23 protein-coding genes and 1 tRNA gene are annotated in these 23,122 nt (G+C 32.2%); 8 read left to right on the top strand and 16 right to left on the bottom strand.

What is annotated here, in order from left to right:
* From QZ260_RS02135 to QZ260_RS02100, 8 genes are all read right to left on the bottom strand, one after another.
* The coding region (locus tag QZ260_RS02135) for a thioredoxin family protein (protein WP_295982211.1) at positions 1 to 496 on the bottom strand (496 nt) is incomplete at its 3' end.
* Positions 497 to 1,065: 569 nt separating this feature from the next.
* Entirely contained in the window at positions 1,066 to 2,133 is a 1,068-nt protein-coding gene (corA, locus tag QZ260_RS02130; RefSeq protein ID WP_295982209.1) for a magnesium/cobalt transporter CorA, read from the bottom strand.
* 32 nt (positions 2,134 to 2,165) lie between these two features.
* Positions 2,166 to 2,717: a mechanosensitive ion channel domain-containing protein gene (locus QZ260_RS02125; protein WP_295982207.1), complete on the bottom strand. Its 552-nt coding sequence runs from the start codon at positions 2,715 to 2,717 to the stop codon at positions 2,166 to 2,168.
* 51 nt (positions 2,718 to 2,768) lie between these two features.
* Entirely contained in the window at positions 2,769 to 3,731 is a 963-nt protein-coding gene (locus QZ260_RS02120; protein ID WP_295982206.1) for a septum formation inhibitor Maf, read from the bottom strand.
* A 17-nt stretch (positions 3,732 to 3,748) separates the two neighbouring features.
* On the bottom strand, positions 3,749 to 4,342 hold the full coding sequence (locus QZ260_RS02115) for a Maf-like protein (RefSeq protein ID WP_295982205.1): 594 nt from the start codon (positions 4,340 to 4,342) through the stop codon (positions 3,749 to 3,751).
* A complete protein-coding gene (locus tag QZ260_RS02110; protein ID WP_295982203.1) occupies positions 4,342 to 5,256 on the bottom strand; it encodes a geranylgeranylglycerol-phosphate geranylgeranyltransferase in 915 nt (304 codons plus the stop codon). Before QZ260_RS02110 ends, QZ260_RS02115 begins: the two co-directional genes overlap by 1 nt.
* Positions 5,257 to 5,330: 74 nt before the next feature.
* On the bottom strand, positions 5,331 to 5,861 hold the full coding sequence (locus QZ260_RS02105; protein WP_295982202.1) for an HAD-IIIA family hydrolase: 531 nt from the start codon (positions 5,859 to 5,861) through the stop codon (positions 5,331 to 5,333).
* The gene (locus tag QZ260_RS02100; RefSeq protein WP_295982201.1) at positions 5,842 to 6,609 is read right to left on the bottom strand and encodes a DUF2520 domain-containing protein; all 768 of its coding nucleotides are present in this window, start codon (positions 6,607 to 6,609) and stop codon (positions 5,842 to 5,844) included. The genes QZ260_RS02105 and QZ260_RS02100 overlap by 20 nt, the downstream gene beginning before the upstream one ends.
* A gap of 244 nt (positions 6,610 to 6,853) precedes the next feature.
* Here QZ260_RS02100 and QZ260_RS02095 point away from each other — a divergent pair, with 244 nt between their 5' ends.
* The 4 genes from QZ260_RS02095 (at position 6,854) to QZ260_RS02080 (ending at position 11,620) form a co-directional block, all read left to right on the top strand.
* Positions 6,854 to 7,252, top strand: coding sequence for a group III truncated hemoglobin (locus QZ260_RS02095; protein ID WP_295982200.1), 399 nt, complete (start codon positions 6,854 to 6,856; stop codon positions 7,250 to 7,252).
* A 104-nt stretch (positions 7,253 to 7,356) separates the two neighbouring features.
* Positions 7,357 to 10,542: a cytochrome c biogenesis protein CcsA gene (gene ccsA, locus QZ260_RS02090; protein WP_295982198.1), complete on the top strand. Its 3,186-nt coding sequence runs from the start codon at positions 7,357 to 7,359 to the stop codon at positions 10,540 to 10,542.
* 458 nt (positions 10,543 to 11,000) lie between these two features.
* Positions 11,001 to 11,462 carry a large conductance mechanosensitive channel protein MscL gene (gene mscL / locus QZ260_RS02085; RefSeq protein ID WP_295982196.1) on the top strand — a complete coding sequence of 154 codons (462 nt, stop codon included), beginning with the start codon at positions 11,001 to 11,003 and terminating at the stop codon, positions 11,460 to 11,462.
* A 2-nt stretch (positions 11,463 to 11,464) separates the two neighbouring features.
* Positions 11,465 to 11,620: a hypothetical protein gene (locus QZ260_RS02080; RefSeq protein WP_295982195.1), complete on the top strand. Its 156-nt coding sequence runs from the start codon at positions 11,465 to 11,467 to the stop codon at positions 11,618 to 11,620.
* Here QZ260_RS02080 and QZ260_RS02075 read toward each other — a convergent pair.
* The gene (locus QZ260_RS02075; RefSeq protein ID WP_295982193.1) at positions 11,617 to 12,273 is read right to left on the bottom strand and encodes an HAD family phosphatase; all 657 of its coding nucleotides are present in this window, start codon (positions 12,271 to 12,273) and stop codon (positions 11,617 to 11,619) included. The genes QZ260_RS02080 and QZ260_RS02075 overlap by 4 nt on opposite strands.
* A gap of 81 nt (positions 12,274 to 12,354) precedes the next feature.
* Here QZ260_RS02075 and rlmF point away from each other — a divergent pair, with 81 nt between their 5' ends.
* Entirely contained in the window at positions 12,355 to 13,245 is an 891-nt protein-coding gene (gene rlmF / locus QZ260_RS02070) for a 23S rRNA (adenine(1618)-N(6))-methyltransferase RlmF (RefSeq protein ID WP_295982191.1), read from the top strand.
* Positions 13,246 to 13,317: 72 nt separating this feature from the next.
* Here rlmF and QZ260_RS02065 read toward each other — a convergent pair whose 3' ends face one another.
* The 3 genes from QZ260_RS02065 to QZ260_RS02055 all read right to left on the bottom strand — a co-directional run bounded on the left by QZ260_RS02065 (position 13,318) and on the right by QZ260_RS02055 (position 17,573).
* Positions 13,318 to 14,004, bottom strand: a complete 687-nt coding sequence (locus tag QZ260_RS02065; RefSeq protein ID WP_295982189.1) for a DUF2490 domain-containing protein — start codon at positions 14,002 to 14,004, stop codon at positions 13,318 to 13,320.
* A 73-nt stretch (positions 14,005 to 14,077) separates the two neighbouring features.
* Positions 14,078 to 15,703: a phosphoenolpyruvate carboxykinase (ATP) gene (gene pckA, locus QZ260_RS02060; RefSeq protein WP_295982188.1), complete on the bottom strand. Its 1,626-nt coding sequence runs from the start codon at positions 15,701 to 15,703 to the stop codon at positions 14,078 to 14,080.
* A gap of 40 nt (positions 15,704 to 15,743) precedes the next feature.
* Complete coding sequence (locus tag QZ260_RS02055; protein ID WP_295982187.1) at positions 15,744 to 17,573, bottom strand: SLC13 family permease; 1,830 nt, start codon at positions 17,571 to 17,573, stop codon at positions 15,744 to 15,746.
* Positions 17,574 to 17,858: 285 nt separating this feature from the next.
* On the opposite strand from QZ260_RS02055, the gene bshB1 reads away from it, so the two are divergent.
* Together bshB1 and QZ260_RS02045 are read left to right on the top strand one after the other, a co-directional pair.
* Positions 17,859 to 18,575, top strand: coding sequence for a bacillithiol biosynthesis deacetylase BshB1 (gene bshB1 / locus QZ260_RS02050; RefSeq protein WP_295982186.1), 717 nt, complete (start codon positions 17,859 to 17,861; stop codon positions 18,573 to 18,575).
* Between the two features lie 92 nt (positions 18,576 to 18,667).
* Positions 18,668 to 18,743: transfer RNA gene (locus tag QZ260_RS02045), tRNA-His, on the top strand.
* A gap of 50 nt (positions 18,744 to 18,793) precedes the next feature.
* On the opposite strand, the gene QZ260_RS02040 is transcribed toward QZ260_RS02045, so the two are convergent.
* From QZ260_RS02040 to QZ260_RS02025, 4 genes are all read right to left on the bottom strand, one after another.
* A complete protein-coding gene (locus QZ260_RS02040; RefSeq protein WP_295982185.1) occupies positions 18,794 to 19,801 on the bottom strand; it encodes a M28 family metallopeptidase in 1,008 nt (335 codons plus the stop codon).
* A 65-nt stretch (positions 19,802 to 19,866) separates the two neighbouring features.
* Positions 19,867 to 20,919 carry a M28 family peptidase gene (locus QZ260_RS02035; RefSeq protein ID WP_295982184.1) on the bottom strand — a complete coding sequence of 351 codons (1,053 nt, stop codon included), beginning with the start codon at positions 20,917 to 20,919 and terminating at the stop codon, positions 19,867 to 19,869.
* Between the two features lie 129 nt (positions 20,920 to 21,048).
* Positions 21,049 to 21,414, bottom strand: coding sequence for an FUSC family protein (locus tag QZ260_RS02030; RefSeq protein ID WP_295982183.1), 366 nt, complete (start codon positions 21,412 to 21,414; stop codon positions 21,049 to 21,051).
* A gap of 11 nt (positions 21,415 to 21,425) precedes the next feature.
* Positions 21,426 to 22,181: a DUF3108 domain-containing protein gene (locus QZ260_RS02025; protein WP_295982181.1), complete on the bottom strand. Its 756-nt coding sequence runs from the start codon at positions 22,179 to 22,181 to the stop codon at positions 21,426 to 21,428.
* Positions 22,182 to 22,349: 168 nt separating this feature from the next.
* On the opposite strand from QZ260_RS02025, the gene QZ260_RS02020 reads away from it, so the two are divergent.
* The coding region (locus tag QZ260_RS02020) for a universal stress protein (protein WP_295982178.1) at positions 22,350 to 23,122 on the top strand (773 nt) is incomplete at its 3' end.

The raw sequence follows: 23,122 nt of genomic DNA, 5'->3' as shown, positions 1-23,122 counted from the left end.
ATTTGCTTTCATCACAAAATTTAGTCAATTCAAAAATTGTCATTGCTCCTGCATGCCTTTTTATTTCTTCTCCATTTTTCATTAGAATAAATTGTGGTAAGCCTTTTATTTTGAATTTATTTATTAATTTCCAATTTAAATCAGCGTTAACCTTAGTAATTCTTAAACCATTTGATTCAGTCGCAAATTTTTCCATTGTAGAATTCATCATTAAGCATGGCCCGCACCATTCAGCCCAAAAGTCTATTAAAACTAATTTTTCTTTTTTCAAAACTGAATCTATATTTCTAGCATTAAGGTGTATGATTTTTGAATCAGAATTTCTTCGAATTGTTTTGTTATATATAAACCTTAATGGAAATGTGAATGCTGAAATAATTGTTGATAACAAGAAGAGAATGAAAGCGATAATATAATTTATAATTGTTTTTATATTTTTCTTCTGTTCAAAGTTTTTTTCAGAATCATTTTGGTATTTAATAATCTTATCAATCATAATTTTATAATTACATACAACGTATGTATATAGTTACTGGTAACTATATATCTATTATTTGTGCACCAAGATAAATAAAAACCTTTATTGTTTAACATTACTTGTGTTTATAGGTGTTTTAGTTAGAGAAACGAATTATTATTCGGAGACAAACGTATATTAAACACATAGTGTTCGTTTAATTTAATAAAAATAATAGATTGGAACACTTACTACTACCAACATCCATTTTGCGTCAATACCATACATTTTAGAAGTTTATATAATATGTTTAGGGCTTATAATGAAGGAAGTTAGCTCATTTTTTTACAAAGTCAAGTTTGCAGTTAGGACTTATCAGTTTCATTTTTGTAGTTGGAAAATAATTGCCATGTGCGTTAGGGATCGCAGTGGAAATTATTTTTTGGGCTTAACTATAAATTTTTTGTTTAAAATTCATCTTATATTTTTAAAAAACTTAATGAGATACTGAAACAAGTTCAGCACAAGAAAGATTATAACGTAAAGCCCGACCCTGGTGGTAACCTGCCTGCCGGCAGGGCAGGCGGGCGCCCAAATAATCACTTTTTTTAAAGCCACTTTCTTCGCTTAAAGTAGATAAGCATGCCAATAAATAACACAATCATAACGCCCCAAAGTATGAAGTAAGAGTATTTATATTGAAGTTCTGGGATGTACTCGAAATTCATGCCGTAAATGCCCGCAATGAAGGTTAGTGGGATAAAAATGGATGCCATTATGGTAAGAACTTTCATGACTTCATTCATTTTATTACTAATGGTAGTCATGTACATATCCATTAAACTCCAAATCATTTCTCGGTAAATATCAATATTTTCTGAAACTTGGATTAGATGATCGTAAACATCTCTGTAATACGTGATTGTTTTTTTGTGAATGAGTTTGTTTTCGTTTTTTTCAATACGATTTATAACTTCACGAAGTGGAAATATACCGCGACGTACTCTTAGGATTTCACGTTTTAAATTTTGAATCTTTTGGCTAATATCGTCATCTACTTCACCTGAAAAAATAGCAGTTTCAAAATCTTCAATTTTATCTCCTAAAGTTTCTATAACACTAAAATAATGATCTACAACAGCATCGATTAATACATAAAGTAAATAGTCAGCTTGCATCGAGCGAACGCGCCCTTTCGCATGCCGTATACGGTTTCTAACAGAATTGAAAACATCACCTTCTGATTCTTGAAAGGATAGTACATAGTTTTTACCCAAAACAAAGCTAACTTGTTCTGAAACTATCTTTTCATTGGCATCATAATACAACATCTTTAGAACTACGAATAGGTAATTATCGTATTCATCAATTTTAGGACGTTGTGAGATGTTAACAATATCCTCTAAAACCAGTGGATGTAAATCGTAATGTTCGCCAAGTTTTTCAATTTCTCCAACATGATTTAATCCATTTAGATTAATCCATGTAATAGAATCTGTAAGTTTATACTCGAAGCTTTCTTGAACAGTATTTAGTGTTTTTTCGGTACACTGTTCTTTATTATAATCAAAAGATTCAATAAAGAGTTTTTGCTTATCTTTTTTACCAGTATATATAACACTGCCTGGTATTTGTCCTAATACATTTTTAGAGATATGTGTTGTGTTTTTTGCCATTTTAAATAGTATACCTTAAATATATGGAATATTTAAACAGCTTCACTGTCATCGTCAATAACATCATCAATAGCATCTTTTTCAACAAGGGTTACAGCCTTTTGGAGCATAAGGTTATTGGGATAGGTTACTAAATCACCGTTTTCAATACGCAAGTGTAATTGGAACGCACGTATATCTTCAATAATTGCGGTAATTGGAAAGTCTTTATCGTGTATAGCAATTTTGTCTCCAACCTTATAAGGGAAATTAAAAAACATAATTATTCCAGAGGTTATATTGCTTAAAATAGACCAAATAGCAAATAAACCAATGCCGATTACAGCGAAAATAGATGAAAAAACAACAGCTATTTCTTTGAATTCTGTCCCGAAAATAAAGGATTCGATAAGCACTGCAAACAGAAATATAGTAACTGTTATGTATCTTCTAATAAGTCTAATTCTAGCTTCATTAATACCTGTATTTCGTGCTACCTTGGTTATTGTAAAATGGATAATAAATCTAATAATAAGCAACGAAATAAGTAGAATCGCAGATATAATTAACTCACTTTGATAATCTTTAAAGAAATTAAATAACATAATATTAGTGATGATAATTTTTAGAAATACACATGTAAACAAAGCACAAATTTAATCTAATTTAAGTGTTTGTCTAAGCATTTCATCTTTATTGCTATTCTTTTGCCAATAAGGAGATTTAATGGTTTTCAGTTTGATTGCTTTGGATGTTAAAACTTTAGCATTTGGTCCGAAACCACTTTCAAAGGATTCTTCCCAACTTAAAATATCAAAAGGAAATTCGGGGTTAAATGTTATTGATAATGTTCTCTTTAATTCTGAATAACTGATGGAGTAGGTGTTTCCTGTTAAAGATGCAGAAGCTTCGTAAGTTTTTATAGTTTTATGTTTAAGTCTTAAATATTCAAATGACGGAATCATTTTTAAATCTCCCGTTGGTAATGATTTTGGGTCGATGCGAAGTTTTACCCATAATTCATTTTCTAAAATGGCTTTGTCTAGTTTGAAAGTTTTATCAGCTTCGCCTTCAAAATAAGAGTGAGAATTGATTTCAAATTGTTTTCTGTTATTGAGTTGCGCATACACATGGCCGCACCATTCTTGCATAGAACTTGAAACTTTTAAAGCATGTTTATTGTTTGAAACCGGGTAGAAGGTACTCTGCATTATGGAATATGGGTACACACCAGTATTGAATTTTTTAATAGCATTCAATTTTAAAACAGGGATGTTATTAGCATTTTGATAATTTGCTTTTACTTGAACATCGGGTAGAAAATCTTCAGTCACATATACTAAAACAGCAGTTCCTTCTCGCATTTCTCCATAACGCCATTGCTCTAATTTATAAGATGAAATTTCAGCTTCTCCTGCATACCAATATGTTTTAAACTCTGAAGATGTTTCATGTTTCTCTATGACTTCTTGTTCAATCGTTGTTGTGTCAGAATTAATAGCCAAATCTATAGATACTGATTTGTTTTGGCATGAAGCAAGTGAAAGCACCAAACCAACTATTAGCCAAATAAGAATGTCAATTTTTAAGACCGTCTTTAATTTATTAAGTATTTCCATTGTATAAATTTACAATCCTAAGTTGTTTCTGCAATAGTATTTAACGTTTTATAAACAAGATGAACAGGTAAACCCATAACGTTAAAATAGGAGCCTTCAATTTTTGTAACACCTATTTGTCCAATCCATTCTTGAATCCCGTAAGCTCCAGCTTTGTCAAAAGGCTTGTAGGTTTTTATGTAGAATAAAATTTCTTCATCTGAAAGTTCTTTAAAAGTCACTTTGGTTATATCATAAAGTGTTTTTTCAAAGTTAGTAGTGGTAAAACAAACAGAAGTAATGACCTCATGAGTTTGATTACTTAATGATTTTAAAATACGGAATGCTTCATCTGCATCGCAAGGTTTTCCCAAAGCAGTGTCATCGTTCCAAACAATGGTGTCGCTAGTAATCAAAATATCATTTGGTAACAATTGTTTTTTAAAGGGTAAAGCTTTTAATTGTGCGAGATAATTACTGATTTCAAAATGAGTTAATCGTGGCGGATATTCTTCCTTAACTGGCTTTAGTTGAATTTCAAAGTCCAGTCCTAAGTTTTTAAAAAACTCTTGTCTTCTAGGTGACCCTGAAGCTAAAATAATTCGATGTTTTTTAAGTTTTTCGTTCAGCATTAATTGAGAATAACATACTTGTATAAAAGTAACGAAAGCATCCCGAAAAGCATGATTAATTTATACATATTACTAATGTGATGCATCTCTTTTTTTGTTGAAGCGCCAAAGGTTTTAATACTTACATAAGTAAGCGGACCAATAATAAATAGCAAAAAATAGCCAACTGAAATGGGTTGTTTGTATAAATCTGAAACGACATAAACGATGATGCCTGCTAATGGAAAGAAATTTAAAACAGTCAATACATGCTTAGCGCGCTCCCTTCCAATTGCGATAGGTAAAGTATTCATTCCGGCTTTATAATCGCCATCAATATCTTCAATGTCTTTGGCTATTTCTCTTAATAAGTTTATGCAGAATGCAAATAATGTATAATCTAAAATTACTTTAAAAAACAGGACTTGAGTGTGTTGGTTAGAAAGTGTCATAGCTGGAATTAATTCAAATATTCCAACAATAATTAAGCTGAGACCAACAAGTATAGAAACAACAATATTACCAACTAAAAGCGTGCGTTTTAAATATGATGCATACACATAAAGTAAAATAGAAATTATAACGAATATTGAAAAAAAAGCTGCTCTACCAACTAAATGTGATAAATAAAAACCAACACCAACACCAATCAAATTGAGTATTATGAATAGATTATATGCTGTTTTTTCTGAAATGGATTTATCAATAATAATGGTATTGGGTTTATTAACTATATCGGTTTCAATATCATATATGTCATTAATAATATTTCCTGCAGCTGCTATACAAATGGTTGCTAAAATTAAAAGGGTAATACCAAAAGCATTTAAAGTAGTTTGTACTCCAAATGGTTCTAAAAGGGCATACTTAATGAGTAATTGCACTAATGCAATCATCAACAAATTTTTCCAACGGATAAGATTTAAGAAACTCAAAGTTTAAAATTTAAGGGTGCTACGAATTCACGAATATTTTACTATTTTTAGTGAAACGAAGACTAAAGACTGGTTTAATCATATTTAGCCCCAAAATTACCATTCCATTTTCCTTGAACTTTCAAAACTTGCTCAATCACATCTCGTGCAGCACCTTTACCACCTTTTTTATGCGAAATGTATTTTGAAATACCTTTAATTTCAGGCACAGCATCTTGTGGGCAACATGGCAGTCCAATACCTTTCATAACAGGGTAATCAGGAATATCATCACCCATATACAGTACATTTTCAGATTTAATATGCTTTTTACTAAAGTAATCATCGAGTTGCTCAATTTTATTATGAGCGCCTAGATAGATATCTGTGATACCTAGACCTTGCAATCTTAAGCGTACCCCTTCGTTCGATCCGCCAGAAATGACACAGACATTAAATCCTTTATCAACAGCCGTTTTCAAAGCGTAGCCATCTTTTATACTCATGGTTCTTAGCATTTCTCCAGTTGTGGTAACTGTAATAGAACCATCGGTTAAAACACCATCAACATCAAAAATAAATGTTGTAATATGCTCTAAATATTCCTTATAACTTTTTTCTTCCATGTGTATGTATAATCGATTTAGTAAGCAATTCATAAATATCCTTATGATGCTGGCTCTCTAAAGTTTTTAAATGTTTTTTAATGGTTTTTTTATCGTTACGTTTGGCAGGTCCGGTTTGGGCCTTGAAAGGCGACATCTCCTGAACTTTCTTTGCAGTTTCTAAAATTAACGGTTTTAATAAATCAAATTCGGCGCCTTCACTTTCTGTGATTTCATGCCCAATTCTGTATAATTGATTCGTAAAATTATTAACAAAAACCGCTGCCAAATGCAGTACACGCCTTTGGTCGCTATTTATGCGCTTTATTGGACTCCCTAAACTTAATGATAGTTCCTTTAAAATAGGGAAACACGCTTTGTCGATGGTTTCAATACAAATTGGCACATTCGCGAAATCCATTTCGGCATTTTTGCTAAAGCTTTGCAGTGGATAGAGTACCCCACGTTTGTGTTTTTTATCAATATCATAAACGCTAACACTGCCCGAGGTATGCACAACTAGTTTATTTTTAAAAGGAAGTTTACTCGATAATTCACAAATCACATCGTCACTAACTGCCAAAATATATACATCGGCATCTTTTAATGTGTTTAGATCATTGGTAATGTCAACTATACTTTCATAAGATTGTATCGCCGATAAACTTCTGTTGTACCATTGAACAACAGAAACTTCACTTGTTTTACTAAACCCTTTAAATAAATGTGTAGCAACATTGCCAGCACCTAAAATTACTACTGAAATCATATTGCTAAAATACTAATGAATTATGAATTAAGGAGGCAGAATTATTAATATTTGGGCGCATCCCTATCGGGTCGGGCTATCCGTTGCAAGTCCTCACGATCTTGTCCCGATAGCTATCGGGATCGCTGTGGGCTTTCCACTTCTATCCCTTGCGCATTTGTTTATGGAACATGACATACATTGGTTTTCAATCTCAGTGTTCCGTTTATGCCAATACGAGAAAAATAGTCTAATTTTGTAATCCATGAAAAATGATATCAAAACTAGAGAAGATGTATTTTTATTGGTCTCTTCATTCTATAAAAAAGTGAGAGCAGATGATGTTCTTGGACCTTTTTTTAATGATGCCATTAAAGACTGGGATGCGCATTTAGATAAATTGACTACCTTCTGGGAAACCAGTTTGTTCATGACCCGGAAGTTGGAGCATAAGTATCAGGGCGACCCACTAGAAACTCATGTCGAGGTTGATAAACAAAATAATAATAGCATCACAGAATTACACTTTGGCTTGTGGCTAAACCTCTGGTTTGAAACTATAGAAGAACTTTTTGAAGGGGATTATGCTGAACAGGCTAAACGTCGTGCCCGAAAAATGGGAACGTTCTTATATTTGAAGATTTTTGAATCAAGAACTCGATAAGCAGACTTGTTTCTTCAATTTTTTGTCAACTTTTTCATGACTTTAATACTTCAAAATAAACATTAATCCTTAAATTTGCGTAACCCTAAAAAAGGGGTTTTATTATGCAAAAACAACTCGCCAACATTTTCTTTTCTACGAAGTTAACCGCTGTTTTATTTATTGCTTTTGCAGCTGCTATGGCAACCGGAACCTTCTTAGATGCAGGACAAGAAACTTCACCAACACCGTACACCAGAAACTTAATTTATAATGCATGGTGGTTTGAAGCAATCATGGTGTTTTTCATTATTAATTTCACTGGAAATGTTTTTAGATTTAGGCTATATAAAAAAGAAAAATGGGCAACATTTATCTTGCATTTATCATTCATTTTTATTCTGTTGGGTGCTTTTATTACACGTTATGCCAGTTTTGAAGGTATGATGGCCATTCGAGAAGGAGCCATTGAAAACAACTTTCTTTCGCAAAAAACATACATTACAACGCTAATTGATGGAGATTATGAAATTGATGGAGTACCGCAACGCTTGCCAGTAGAACGTGAGGTTGATTTTTCAGGTCGTTTAGAAAATGATCTAAAAATAGAGACCAAATACAATCAACAGCCAATAACTATTAAATTAGAAAAGTTCATTGTTGGTGCTGAAGAAGATATTGTTCCAGATGAGAATGGAGAATCTTATTTAAAACTAGTTGAAGCTGGAGAAGGAGGGAGACATAACCACTTCTTAAAAGTTGGAGAAATAGCAAACATTCATAATGTATTAATCGCTCTTAATAAACCTACTGATGGTGCTATTAATATTACGCATCAAGGCGATTCACTAACTATTAATTCGCCTTTTGATGGCGAGTACATGACCATGGCCACTAGAGCACAAGGAAAGTTAGTTAAAGATAGTTTGCAGCCTTTAGTATTGCGTTCTCTCTATAAGATTGGCAAGATGCAAATGGTATTCCCTAACCCCGTTATAAAGGGTGTTTTTGATATTGTACAAAAAGGACAACCATTAAAGAATGATGAAGATGGAGTATTGTTAAAAGTGACCACAAATGGTGAAACGAAACGTATTGGTTTGTTAGGAGGAAAGGGAACAAACAGTAGTTTTAAACAAATAAAATTAGGTGGTTTAGATTTCGCGTTTAAATATGGTTCTAAGGTCTTAGAGTTGCCATTTGCGTTAAAGTTGAACGACTTCGAAGCAGAACGTTATCCTGGGACAGAACGAGGTTATTCTGCATATTCAAGTGAAGTAACTGTTTTAGACGACAGATCAGAAAGTTATGATTATAAAATTTTTATGAATAATATTTTAGACCATGATGGTTACAGGTTTTTTCAATCGGGTTTTGATCCGGATGAAAAAGGTACCATTCTCTCAGTAAACCATGATTTTTGGGGTTCTTTGATAACTTATATTGGTTATTTTATGTTGTATTTTGGGATGATGGCTATTCTGTTTTCTAAACATTCTCGTTTTGGCGATCTAAAACGATTTTTAGAAAAAACAAAAGCTAAAAAAGCAAAACTGCTTACTATTTTGGTGTTATGTTTTGGATTAAATGTGTTTTCTCAAGAGCACCATGAGAATGATGGACATGACCATTCTATACCTACAAAAACACAAATAGATTCCATTTTAAAATCAAACATGTCTCCTAAAGCACATGCAGATAAATTTGGGCATTTAGTGATTCAAGATTTAAGCGGACGAATGATGCCTGTTAATACTTATGCTTCAGAAATGCTTCGTAAGTTAAGTAAGCAGGATACTTATGAAGGCTTTGATGCAAATCAGGTGTTCTTGTCCATTCAAGAAAGCCCTATGCTTTGGTATAATGTGCCTATTATTTACTTGAAACTTAAAAAAGGAGATTCTATTAGAAAACTTATTGGGGTCGATATAGATGCTAAATACGTTCCGCTTGCAGATTTCTTTTCAGAAAGAGGCGAATACAAATTAGCACCATATCTTGATGAGGCTTACAAAGCTCAAATACCAAATGGATTTCAAAAGGAATTTAAAGAAACCGATCAGCGTGTTAATTTATTATACAACACAATTGAAGGTATGTCTTTGAAGATATTCCCAATTCCTAATGATGAAAATAACAAGTGGATTTCTAATTTTGATTACAAAAAAGACACGTCGAAAATAAAAGACTCCTTGTATTCTAACTTTATAAAAAATGGATTTAGAGCGTATTTATTCACATTAAACCAAGCTAAAGAATCGGGTGATTTTGAAGAAACTGAAAAACTTTTAGAAGCATTTAAAAAAACCCAGCATCGTTATGGTGGAGACGTTATGCTAAGTGATGATAAAGTAAAAACCGAAGTGCTTTATAACAAGTATGATATTTTTAAGAAGCTTTTTAGTTGGTATTTATATGCAGGTAGTTTGTTATTTATTTTATTGATTGCTCAAATATTTAATGACAAACGCAAGGTTGTAAATGTGTCAGTAACCGTCTTTAAGTTTATTATTCTTGGATTATTTATATTGCACACAGCAGGTTTAATTGTGCGTTGGTACATATCTGGACATGCGCCTTGGAGTGATGCTTATGAGTCTATGATTTATGTGGCTTGGGCAACGATGTTTTTTGGTTTAGCCTTCGGAAGAAAAAGTGATTTAACAATAGCATCAACGGCATTTGTCACTGCTATGATTTTAATGATTGCACACTGGAACTGGATGGATCCTGCTATTGCAAACTTACAACCTGTTTTAAATAGTTATTGGCTCATGATACATGTGGCGGTTATCGTTGCGAGTTATGGCCCGTTTACGCTAGGAATGATTTTAGGAGTTGTAGCATTAATACTTATGATTTTTACTACCAAATCCAATAAAATTAAAATGGATTTAAATATTAAGGAGTTAACTGTTATTAACGAAATGGCTTTAACTGTTGGTTTAGTGATGCTAACCATTGGTAACTTTTTGGGAGGTATGTGGGCTAATGAAAGTTGGGGACGTTATTGGGGCTGGGACCCTAAAGAAACTTGGGCCCTTATCAGTATTATGATTTATGCTTTTGTGATTCACATGCGATTGATTCCTGGACTTCGTGGGAGTTGGTTTTTCAACTTAATGTCTATTGTTGCGTTTTCAAGTATTTTAATGACTTATTTTGGAGTGAATTTCTATTTAGCAGGTTTGCATAGTTATGCGAGTGGCGACCAAATTGTGAGTGTAAAGTTTATTGGTATTGCTTTTGGCATAGTAGCTGTTTTAGGTTTGTTTGCTTATCGAGGATATGCTAAGTTTTATAAAAAATAAAGGCTATTAAAGTTCTAAGTGTAAGATTAGCTTGAGATTTATTTAATGAACAGAATATCTAGGCAGATTCTCGCGTTAGCTCTTTTCGGACCTTGGTTTTGGTAGATACCTAAACTGAAATACGGATTTTGTAGTTATTAAAAAACCAACATTATTCCAAATGGCGATTTTATAGCTAATGTTTTTTTAGGTTTTCAAAAGCACTCCCGCTAGGTTCTGTTATATTTTCAGATTGACATGATTTTTCTTCTATACACTAGCTACCCGTGTAACACTATTATTAAATTGTTTATTGTCACTTTAATAAGAATACGGGATTCTAAGACTTGTTTTGGATGAATTTATAGCTGGAAAATGTTTACTCTATATATCTCCCATATTTTTTATGTTGAATAGATTAATAATTAAATTAACATTCTAATATATTTGCAAAGTTAAATAGGATTAAAAAGTGGAATATGATTATAAAGAGGAATACGAAATTATTTAAAGAATTTAAAGAGTTTGCCGTAAAAGGTAATATGATGGATATGGCCATTGGTATTATCATTGGTGCGTCTTTCAATAAAGTGATTGATGTATTGGTTAAGAAAGTGTTTTTGCCTCCATTGTCTTTATTAACAGGTGGTGTTAATATGCAAAATAAACGTATCATCCTCAGAGAAGCGGTAACTGGTGCTGGTGGAACTAATATTACAGATGAGGTAGCTATAGGTTATGGTGCACTAGGCGAAGCATTTTTAGATTTTATGATTATAGGATTTACAGTTTTTATTGTGGTAAAGTTTATGAATAAGCTTCGTAATAAGGCTCAAGACACCAAAGATAAAACAGTGGTTACTCCAAAGGATATAGAATTATTATCGCATCTTACTGAATTGATGGAAGAACAGAATGCCTTGTTAAAAGCAAAACAATAATTATGGGAAAAACAGGTAGAGAAAAGAATACCAAAAATAAAGCGAAGCATTCCAAGTTGATGGCTAAGAAGAAAAATAAAAAGAAAGCTGGAGAAACGTTAAGAAAGGAACGTTTAAAAGCTATTATTTTGAAAGCTAAAGAAGAAAAAGATAATTAAAAAAGAGTTTTAATTTCACTAAAAGAAACTTCCTTAAAATCTTTAATGACCATATCGGCTTTAGAATAGTCTTGATTTTTAGAGTGAAAACTATCAAAACCAACACAGAAAATACCTGCTGCTTTTGCTGCTTCAACGCCATTGGTGGAATCTTCAATTACAAAGCATTCATTTTTGCTAAAACCAGTAGCTTCCGCCGCTTTAATAAAAATTTCAGGATGAGGTTTGGATTGTTTTAAGTCGCCACCACTAAGTTTCGCAACAAAATATTGGCTTAATTCAAAACGGTCAAAAATTTGATTGATGCTAGTCATAGCGGCCGAAGACGCCAAAACCAAAGTGAGTCCGTTATTATGGTAGTCTTTAATTAAATTTAATACACCATCTATAAGGCCTAAGTCAGAATTACTATAAAAAAAATGTTTGTAGTGTTTACGTTTTATGGCCACTAAAGCTTCAGGAGATTGATCCAAACTAAAATGGTCGCATAAGCGTTTACAGATGTTGATTGTGGATTGCCCTGTGAATGACTCATAAAATTCGGTTGAAACTTCAATACCAACTTCATTAAACATATCATGATAGGCTTTATTATGCATAGGCTCGCTATCAATAATAACACCGTCCATATCAAAAATAACTGCTTTTAACATCTTTAAATTTTTTTTACGAATATATAAGAATTGAAAAGAACTCCCTAGAAATCTATTTTGTAGTTTTGAATAATTATTAAAATGAATCTAAAAATCAAAACGAACCCGAACTTTCACCCAAAAAACAAGCATAAATCTGGATATGATTTAGAAGCTTTATGCGAAGCATATCCAGATTTATTATCTTTTGTGTTTGAAAATAATTATCAGACAAAAACTATTGATTTTGCTAATCCAAATGCTGTAAAAGCATTGAATCGAGCTTTATTGTTTAAGCATTATGGCATTAATTTTTGGGAATTTCCTGATTCTAATTTATGTCCGCCAATTCCTGGGCGTGTAGATTATATTCATCACATAGCCGATTTGTTAAAATCATCTAAAATCTCAGGTAACATCAATGTTTTAGATATAGGAACAGGTGCCAGTTGTATTTATCCTATTTTAGGAAATGCTGAATATAATTGGAAATTTGTAGGAACGGATATTGATAGAAATTCATTAGAGTATGCACAAAAAATCGTCAATGAAAACAAATTAAATGATGTCATTCAATTAAGATTTCAAAAAGATGTTTCTCAAATATTTAATGGTGTTTTAAATGAAGAAGATAGCTTTTCAGTGTCTATTTGTAACCCTCCATTTTATAAATCGGAAACTGAAGCTTTAGAGGCAACGACTAGAAAACTAAAAGGATTAAATAGAGAAGGAGATAAGGTTGTTAGAAACTTTTCTGGTACAAAAAATGAACTATGGTATAAAGGCGGTGAAAAAGCATTTATTCATAATTATCTCTATGAAAGCTCTTTGTTTAAGAAACAGTGCGTTTGGTTTACAACTCTAATATCTAAAAAGGATTTGGTAAAAGGTATGTACACGTCCTTAAAGAAATTAGGTGCTACTGATATCAAAACAATTAATATGGGGCAAGGCAATAAGGTATCAAGAATTGTAGCTTGGACTTTTAAATAAAAAAGTATCGAAAATCATACTTTTTGATCTTCGATACTTTTTCAGTTGAATAGTTACTCTAAACTATAATATTTATAATTCTTTCTTTTTTCTTAAGTCTGCTTTATAAAAGAGCCCCAGTTGTAGCCGGTGTAAGCTTAATTTTTTAATTTTTCGGTTTAAATAACCAACTTGAATATTTGCTGATTTAGAAACATGAATTCCTAAAGCGCCATATAAGCGGTTTTCTGAAAAAGCATCTACTTTCTTAGATCCAATAGTTGTAAGATATTCATTGTGAATACGAAAGAATAAGGTTTTATTAAGCGTTATTTTCATACCAAGTCTGTAACGGAGTCTATTATGAATAACGTTTGGACCAGATTTATTAAGGAATCGTTGTTCAACTCTAAATCTATGGTCTATTGGTAGTTTAAATAGTTTATGTTTATAACCAACCTGTTCGGATAAACGATTTTCAAAAGTATGTGGGGCATTTGTTTCAAAGCCACTATCAATATCTGAAAACCCATAAGCTAACGAAGCCGTTGTTTTAGGTGAAACAGCATAGTTTAGCGAAAGGTTGTATAAAATAAAGTTGAAGTTATCTGCTAATTCGTAGTCCCAAGCCTGAATTAAGGTACTAAAACTAACCTTATCAGAAATTTCATGGTTTCCTGAAAAAGTAAACCATGAACCTAATTCATTCTCAACAGGAGATTGAGCAAAAGTAATGTTCAGGCTAAGTACAAGTAATAAAAGGGCAATATGACGTTTCATATAAAATGAAGTTAAGTAAATAAATAGTAAAAGGAGCTCAAATTGAGCTCCTTTTAAGTTTAATAAGAACCTATTAAAAGTGTTCGTGTAAGTGATGATGTTCATCAATTAGTGGTCCACCTTCAATAATTTGTTCGGATGCTTGTTGAGCAAATTTCTCAAAGTTTAAGTGGAATGAGTGTGCTAAGTGAATAGCTTTACCAACGTAAGCTCCTTTTTGTAACCAAGTGTTCATAGGGTCTAAAATCTCTGATGGTACACCTGGACAGTATTTAGGCATGAATAATCCGAAAATAAAGTTTTGTTCGTAATCTACATTATCTAAGTCACCATTAAGGATTGCAGTAATCATTGCTCTTGTATATTTTAGTTTTATACGAGATCCTACACCGTAAGGTCCTGCGCTCCATCCTGTATTAATTAACCAAACGTTTACACCGGCCTCAGTCATTTTTTTACTTAGCATTTCGCCATAAACTGTTGGGTGTAATGGCATAAATGGTTCGCCAAAACAAGCAGAGAATGATGGTACAGGTTCTGTAATTCCTGCTTCAGTTCCTGCAACTTTAGCTGTATAACCAGAAATAAAGTGATATGCAGCTTGACCTGGCGTTAATTTAGATACTGGAGGTAATACACCAAAAGCATCACAAGTTAAGAAGAAGATGTTCTTAGGGTTGTTAGCATAAAGCGTTTCTTGAATATTATCAATGTGATGAATTGGGTAACTTACACGGGTATTTTGTGTGATGCTACTATCCATATAGTCGGGTTCTCCATTATCTTTAAACACTATATTTTCAAGAATCGCACCAGGCTTAACTGCTCTAAAAATGTCCGGTTCTTTTTCTTCTGTCAAGTCAATTACTTTAGCGTAACACCCACCTTCAAAGTTAAAGATTGTATTATCAGCTGTCCAACCATGCTCATCATCGCCAATTAATTTTCTGTCTGGATCTGCAGATAACGTTGTTTTTCCTGTCCCAGATAATCCAAAGAAAATAGCAGTATCTCCTTTTTTACCAACATTAGCAGAACAGTGCATTGGTAATACATCTTTTTCTACTGGTAAAATCATATTTAGGGCAGAGAAAATACCTTTTTTCATTTCTCCTGTGTAAGCAGATCCGCCAACTAATGCTATTTTTTTCGTAAAGTCTAATATTGAAAAATTACCTTGACGGATGCCATAAGCTTTTGGATCTGGACAAACATATCCCGGTGCACATAGGATTAACCAATCTTCATTGAAGTTTTCTAATTCCTTTTCACTAGGTCTTAAAAACATATTATATACAAACATGTTAGACCAAGGTAATTCAGTTACTGTTCTAATATTTGTTCTAAATTCTGGATCTGCACATACGTAACCATCTCTAGCATAAATTTCTTTTCCAGAAAGGTATTTAGTGATTTCGTTTTTTAGCTTATCAAAATTTTCTGGAGATACTGGTTTGTTAGTTTTTCCCCACCAAACTTTATCAGCTGTATAATCATCTTTTACAAGAAAACGGTCTTGAGGAGAACGTCCTGTAAATTTTCCTGTGTTTATAGCTAGGGTTCCGTTTGCTGTTTCTTTCCCCATGCCTTTATCAACCGTTATTTTTTGAAGTTCCTCAGGTGATAAATTCCAGTTAACCGTCACATCTTTTAATCCGTATTGTTCTAAACTTGGATGTTTTGTTGCTGTTGCTTTCATTTTAGTTTAATTTAAAGGTTCCTATTTAATAATTTTTATTTCAAAATGGCCATATCATTGGCACTAGTATCATTGATATAATGAAGAACATAAGTAGTAATGGAGCACCCACTTTTAAGTAGTTCATAAACTTATAACCTCCTGCTGTCATAACCATCGCATTTGTGGTTGTGCCTATTGGTGTTAAAAAGGCTGTTGATGCGCTAATGGCAACTACAATCATAAATGGTTCAGGAGATAGGTTTAGTGAGCTAGCAGCAAGTATTGCTATAGGTGCCATTAATACTGCTGTTGCTGAGTTATTGATTACTTGACTGAATGTTGTGGTTAATAAAAAAACACCACCTAGTAATAAGATCGGATGTATAGCACCTAAATAATCAACAAGAGCGTTGGCAATTAATTGTGCAGTTCCTGTTTTTTGGAGTGCTATGCCCATTGGTATCATTGCTGCAATCATAACAACACTTGTCCAACTTATACCTTTATATGCTTTTGAAATTGGTACACATCCCGTCAGTAAAACCACACCTGCTGAAATTAATGCAGCCATAGATCCTGGTACAATTTTGAAAACCATAAAAATAATCATGAGTATTAGGGCTCCTAAGGCAATAAATGATTTAGAATTAAGACTTTCTACATTTTTAGCCATTCCCTCTGGACTACCAATAATCACCAGATTTTCGTGTTGTTGTTTTAAATCGTCTATATGTTCCCAAGTACCTCTTATTAAGAACGCATCGCCTGCTTTAACAGTGATTTCTTTTTCTAATAGAGGTTTCTTGTTTCTAGATACTGCTAAAAGTTGAAGATTATAGCGTTTGAAGTAATTGTTTAATTTGTATTTTCTTCCTACTAAAATAGAATTTGGGTTTACAATAACTTCAGTCATACCAACCTCTTGATTAATAAGGTTGTGTTTCAATTCATCAGTGATAGGTTCAAGAGGTAAAAGCCCTAATCTGAACGTAATCATTATTTTGTTGATAGCTTCCGTTTCCCCTTTTACAGTAATAATATCATGATAAAGAAATTCTGTACTGTGGTCTGGGAATTCTATAAATCGAGGTGTCTTTTTTAATAAATTTGGATGTCTTCTTCTTATACGAATAATAGATACGTTATATTCTTTTTCAAACTGCCATGCTTCAATTTTAGTGTTTAGTAATGGTGATATAGATCTTACACGCAAACGATAGTACCCATTGTCAACTTTATAAGCTTCAATCCAATTATGAAGTGTAGATTCAATATTTACTGGTTTATTATTTGTTTTATTTTTTGGTAAAAGTTTATAGCCTATATATCTAAAATATAATAGGGCTACAACAAGTAGTGGCAAACCTATTAACGCAAACTCAAAGAATGAGAATCCTTCAAAACCAGCCTCCATTAAAGCATTACTAGCTATAATGTTTGGAGGTGTACCTGTTAAAGTTAATAATCCACCTGTGTTAGATCCAAACGCAACAGGCATCAACATTTTAGAAGGTAATGTACCAATGCTCCAAGCAGATGAAATGGTAAGTGGCATTAAGGTTGCCACTGTTCCTGTATTACTAACAAATCCAGATAATACACCAGCACCGAGCGTTATAATAACCAATAATTTTGGCACACTTTTTCCTGCCCATTCTACAAATTTCTTACCAGCTAAAGCTGTCCAACCTGTTTGGGCAATACCTTCGCCTATAATAAAGAGAGCAGCAATCATAATAACCGTAGGATTACTAAAGCCACTTAAAGTTTCTTTAGAATCTAAAATACCTGTCAAAAACAAACTCAGCATAGAAATTAGTGCTACAATGTCTGGTGTAAACTTTCCCCAAACAAAGAGACCAATGGTAATAACTAAAATGGTGAGCATTAAATAGATCATATATTGTAATTCTTTATTAGCTTTAGCAATTAATTAGAAGCGTTGAATAGATATAGTGTAAAATTACTTTGGAAGCCCTCTAATTATTATGACGAATGTCATGCTTTGAGTAAAGCTGTGATTTTTCAATAATTGCTAAATTTAGTAACTAAAAAATGAAGAAAACGTTAACGAATACGTTTGCGTTATGCGGAGTTTTTCGATATTCTTTATTTTAGATGAATAATATGATTTCGTTAAATAACAAATACACAAAAAAACACAAATTAATATATGAAATTAGATGTTTTAGCCTTCGGAGCACATCCAGATGACGTTGAATTAAGTTGCGGTGGAACCATTGCAAAAGAAGTTACCAATGGCAAAAAAGTTGGTATTATTGATTTAACTAGAGGCGAGTTAGGAACTAGAGGTACGGCGAAAACTAGAGATCAAGAAGCATTTAACGCAGCACAAATCTTGGGAGTGAGTATTAGAACCAATATGGAGTTTTCTGATGGTTTTTTTGTGAATGATAAATCGCATCAACTAGCCATTATTAAAATGATACGGAAATATCAACCAGAAATTGTGATTTGTAATGCTATAGATGATAGACATATTGACCACGAAAAAGGAAGCAAACTAGTAAGTGATGCTTGCTTTTTGAGTGGCTTGATTAAAATTGATACCGAAGATGAAGGAGAAATACAAAAACCTTGGCGACCAAAACAAGTATACCATTATATACAATGGAAAAATTTAGAACCCGATTTAGCAGTTGATATAACTGGTTTTATGGATAAAAAGATGGAATCTGTATTAGCCTATAAAACACAATTTTTTGATGCTAATAGTAAAGAGCCAGAAACACCTATATCCAGCAAGAACTTTACAGATAGTATTATTTATAGAGCTAGAGACTTAGGCAGGTTAGTAGGAGTAGAGTATGCAGAGGGTTTTACTGTAGAACGCTATGTAGCTGTTGATAGTTTGTTCGATTTGAAGTAGTTATAAAAACAATAAGAAAATATTCAAAAAGTCTTTGTAGAAAAGATTGAAATAAATTACATTTGCACACGCATTACAAAATGCAGTTACATGGTGGTTGTAGCTCAGTTGGTTAGAGCATTGGTTTGTGGTACCAAGGGTCGCCGGTTCGAATCCGGTCTTCCACCCAAAAAGCAAAAGCCTTTCAATTTATTGAAAGGCTTTTTTTGTATTTATAATTAATCTAGCTTAACCCGCTCATCTCTATTAGCCAACTCCCAAGCTGTGTGAAAAATAAGCTTAGTACGCGTTTCTAGAAAGGCATAATTTATTTTATCTGGTGTGTCCGATGGTCTGTGATAATCGGCATGTGTCCCATTAAAATAGAAGATTACAGGAATATTATTTTTCGCAAAATTATAATGGTCCGAGCGGTAATAAAAACGATTCGGGTCATCGTCTTCATTATAGGTGTAATCAAACTCTAAATTGAAGTATTTTTTATTGATATTTTCTGAAAGGTTATGTAATTCTTTACTTAATTTATCAGAACCAATTAAGTATAAATAATTTTTACCACTTTCTTCATGTTTTGGATCAACACGACCAATCATATCAATATTTAAATTAGCCACTGTATTTATTAAAGGAAAAATGGGGTCTTCATCTGCGTAATAACGTGAACCGTAAAGTCCTATTTCTTCTCCAGTAACATGTAAAAATAAGATAGTACGCTTAGGTCCATTTCCACTCTTTTCTGCTGCTCTAAAAGCTTCAGCTATTTCTAAAATGGCTACTGTTCCGGATCCATCATCATCAGCACCATTGTTAATATCGCCATTCCTGCTAATCCCTATATGGTCAAGGTGTGCAGAAATGATAATTACTTCATCTGGCTTTTCACTTCCTTTAATATAAGCAATAACATTTTCTGAATCTTTTATACCATTCCCAAAATAACTGGCTGGAATGTCTTGAAAATAGTCGTCTTCAGCAATAGGAGAGGGAATGTTATTAGTGCGATAATTATTCTTTATAAATTCAATAGCCTTTTTTTGACCAGGTTCTCCAGTTTTTCTTCCCTCATACTCATCTGAAGCATAGGTGTAAAGCATGTCTTTAAGTTCATTTGAAGTTATTGTAGCAGCAAAAGTTTCAGGATTAACGACTTTCTCAGTTTTATTTTGTGAACTACTGCAGGATGTGAAAAATGTTGTAGCACAGATAAGAATTACTAGTTTTTTCATGTGTTTATACTATTTTAGATATGCTATATTACAAAAAGGAACGAATCAGCTGGCTAATTTTCAGTCTATTTTAACAATTCATTATTTGTATCTACCGCTAATCGATGATCTTGATTAACAATTTGCCACGCTGTAGCAAAAATGAGTTTGGTACGTTTTTCTAATAACGGATAATCTATTTTATCTGGAGTATCTGTTACTTTATGATAATCGTCGTGCTCACCATTAAAGTAAAATATTACTGGAATACCATGAAAAGCAAAATTATAATGATCAGACCGATCATAGTAATCATTTGTATCACCTTCTGCATTAAACCTATAATCTAGATTGATGTTAAAAAAACGATTATTTACTTTTTCAGAAACATAATGGAGCTCTTTGCTTAATCTATCTGAACCTATTAAGTACATATAGTCTTTATCATATTTATGATAATTGTCTATTCTTCCAATCATATCTATATTAAGATTGGCAATGGTTTTTTCAAGCGGGAATACGGGATATTTGGTGTAGAATTCAGAGCCTTTTTTGCCTATTTCTTCTGCAGTTAGGTGTAAAAATAAAATACTCCGTTTAGGGGCATGACCTTCATCTTTGGCTAATTTAAATGCTTGTGCCATTTCCATTAGGGCTACTGTTCCAGAACCATCATCATCTGCACCATTATTTATAAGCCCATTCTCAGAAACACCTAAGTGATCTAAATGAGATGAAATCACTATCACTTCTTCTGGATGCTCAGAACCTTCAATGTAGGCTAACACATTTTCCGAACTTCCATATTTATCATTAAAAAAGCTAGAAGGAATAGTTTGATAATAGTTTGATCCGCCAAAAGGAGAATCGATGTTCTCGCTTTCATAATAAGATTTCAAGAACTCAGCGGCTAGTTTTTGCCCAGGTTCTCCAACTCTTCTACCCATAAAATCATTAGATGAAAATTTGTATAAGTGAGTCTTTAGCTCTTCTGCATTTATAGTATTTGCATATTTGATAACTTGAGTGCTATCCATCAACACTATATTATCTTTAACATCTTGTATTTTGGAGGTGTATTTTTTGGTAGCACAAGTACCTAGCAATGTAAATAGAGAGAGAATATAAAATACCTTCATGTATATTAAGTAATTATTAACCGCATGCAACTTATAATCAGATTATTATCTTGTAGCGATAAAATTATAAGTTTGATAGTTTCATTATTTTATTCAAGAACAAATATACATATTTACAGCAAAAATTACTTACTCATCAAATGGAATATCTTCTAATTCAGATTCATCAATTTCAATATCAAGATCTTCTAATTCTTGCATAGATTCTGCTTCTAGTTTGTCTTCTATAGCTTCAATAGCATCTGTATTGGTAACCTCTGTTTTGGTAAAAATTGATTTATATGTTGTAATAGCCAAAGCTATAAAAGTTAATATAAATGTAAACTGTATGATTTTTTTAACGCTCCCCTCTTTTTTCGAAAGATAAAATGCGATAATACCAAAAACTAATGCTCCGATGGCAGGAATAATTGCTAAGTTTGATAAGGGTAAAACAGAAAAAATAATCGCGAATATGGATGCTATTAAAGCTAGAATAGTAAACAATTTTTTCATCTTAAATGTATTTAGTTTTTTAAGCCTGAAGCTGATTTTATTTTTAACTCTCCGGTACCTACGGGTATTTTAAATTTACCATATACAGGGATTTTATTTTCGTCTGCGGTAAGCCATAAAGTACCATTTACAGTATTTGAATTTGTAGATCCTAATGAGATTTTATAGCATGTTTTAGTTCCTAAAGCTGTAGAAATAGTCTCCTTTCCTAAGTAAGTTACTTTGGCTTTAATTTCTTCCCTGTCAAACAAAATAGTAAAATCTTTACTAGTACCAGAGCTTAAGTTCGTTAAATCAAAAGTTCTTATGGTGTATAATGTTGAAATAATATCTTTAGTATCAGCACCTATAGGTACTGTTTTCTTTTGAACCCAATTACTCTTTTTTCTTTGTACCGTTTTTACCGTTTTAGTTTTATGACTAAAGGTATATTTCATGTTTTTATAATAACCACCTTCATTAATATCTCTATTATATAAATAGGGTTTTAACGTTTTTGGATTAACATAACTTTCATACAAATCTCTAATTTTAAAAAAATTATCCCATTTGCTATATGTAGTGGCTTTACATTTTAATCGTAATAGTGTTGTTTTTGATGTTTTAACGGCACTGGTTTCCATTGTGACCTCAGCCAAATCCGTTAAAATACCAGACATATTATAAGAAGCGGTGTAGGTAAGTTTTTCTCCAAATCCAATAGCATTGTTTTGTGCGTTTAGTGATATAGAAACTAAAAACAATAGCAAAAAAGAAATACGTGTCATAAAAGTAATTTAGGTTATAACGTACTATTAGTCATTTATTGTGCCGAAAATACAATGCTTAAAATTATTATACTAATTTATTAATGTACAGTATTTGTTTTACTGATTTATATCATAGTTTTTAAAATGGATTAAGTATAAGTTTACTTGGTAATAAATTTTATGGTCATGAAAAACATCCTATTGCCTACAGACTTTTCTAAAAATTCAATAAATGCTATTGGTTATGCTTTAGAGTTTTTAAAAGATCAAAAATGCCAGTTTTATATCTTAAATGTACAAAAAGCGTCTTCTTTTATAACAGATGATATGATGGTTGTAAATTCATCTACAACTATTTATAAAACATTAATTAATGCGGCTAAAAAATCTATCAATAATATAGTCTCAACAATTAATGAAGAGTTTAACAATAAAAACCATCAATTTCATTCTATTGTAGATTATGATAATTTTATAGACTCCATAAATCAAGTTTGTAAAAATCGTGATATAGATTTGATAATTATGGGTACCAAAGGCGCTTCAGGTTTAGATAAAGTACTCTTTGGAAGTAATACCGTAAGGGTAATGCAACGCTGCAAAGCACCAGTTTTAGCTATTCCTAACGGATGTGAATTTAAGAACTTGGATAATATTGCTTTAGCAACTACAAACTCAAAAAGCTTTAAAATAGAAGATTTGGAGGTTTTAAGAGAAATTATGACTATGAATAAATCTTCGTTACAAATATTCCATCTTGCCGATCAAAATCATTTAGTATATGATACGGATGATAATATCACTTTTTTTAACAATAATTTTAGCCAGCTGAGACATGAATTTGTAGAAACAGCAAAAGATGATATGTTTAATGTAGTTCATGATTATATTGAAAAAAACAATATAGATATGTTAGTCATTATGAATAAAAAGCATTCATTTTTAGAGCGTTTGTTCAC

Source organism: uncultured Algibacter sp. (genome assembly GCF_905480415.1).
Lineage (GTDB): Bacteria > Bacteroidota > Bacteroidia > Flavobacteriales > Flavobacteriaceae > Algibacter_B.
Note: the sequence above shows the minus strand (reverse complement) of the source record. Positions and strands in the feature narration are given on the sequence as shown.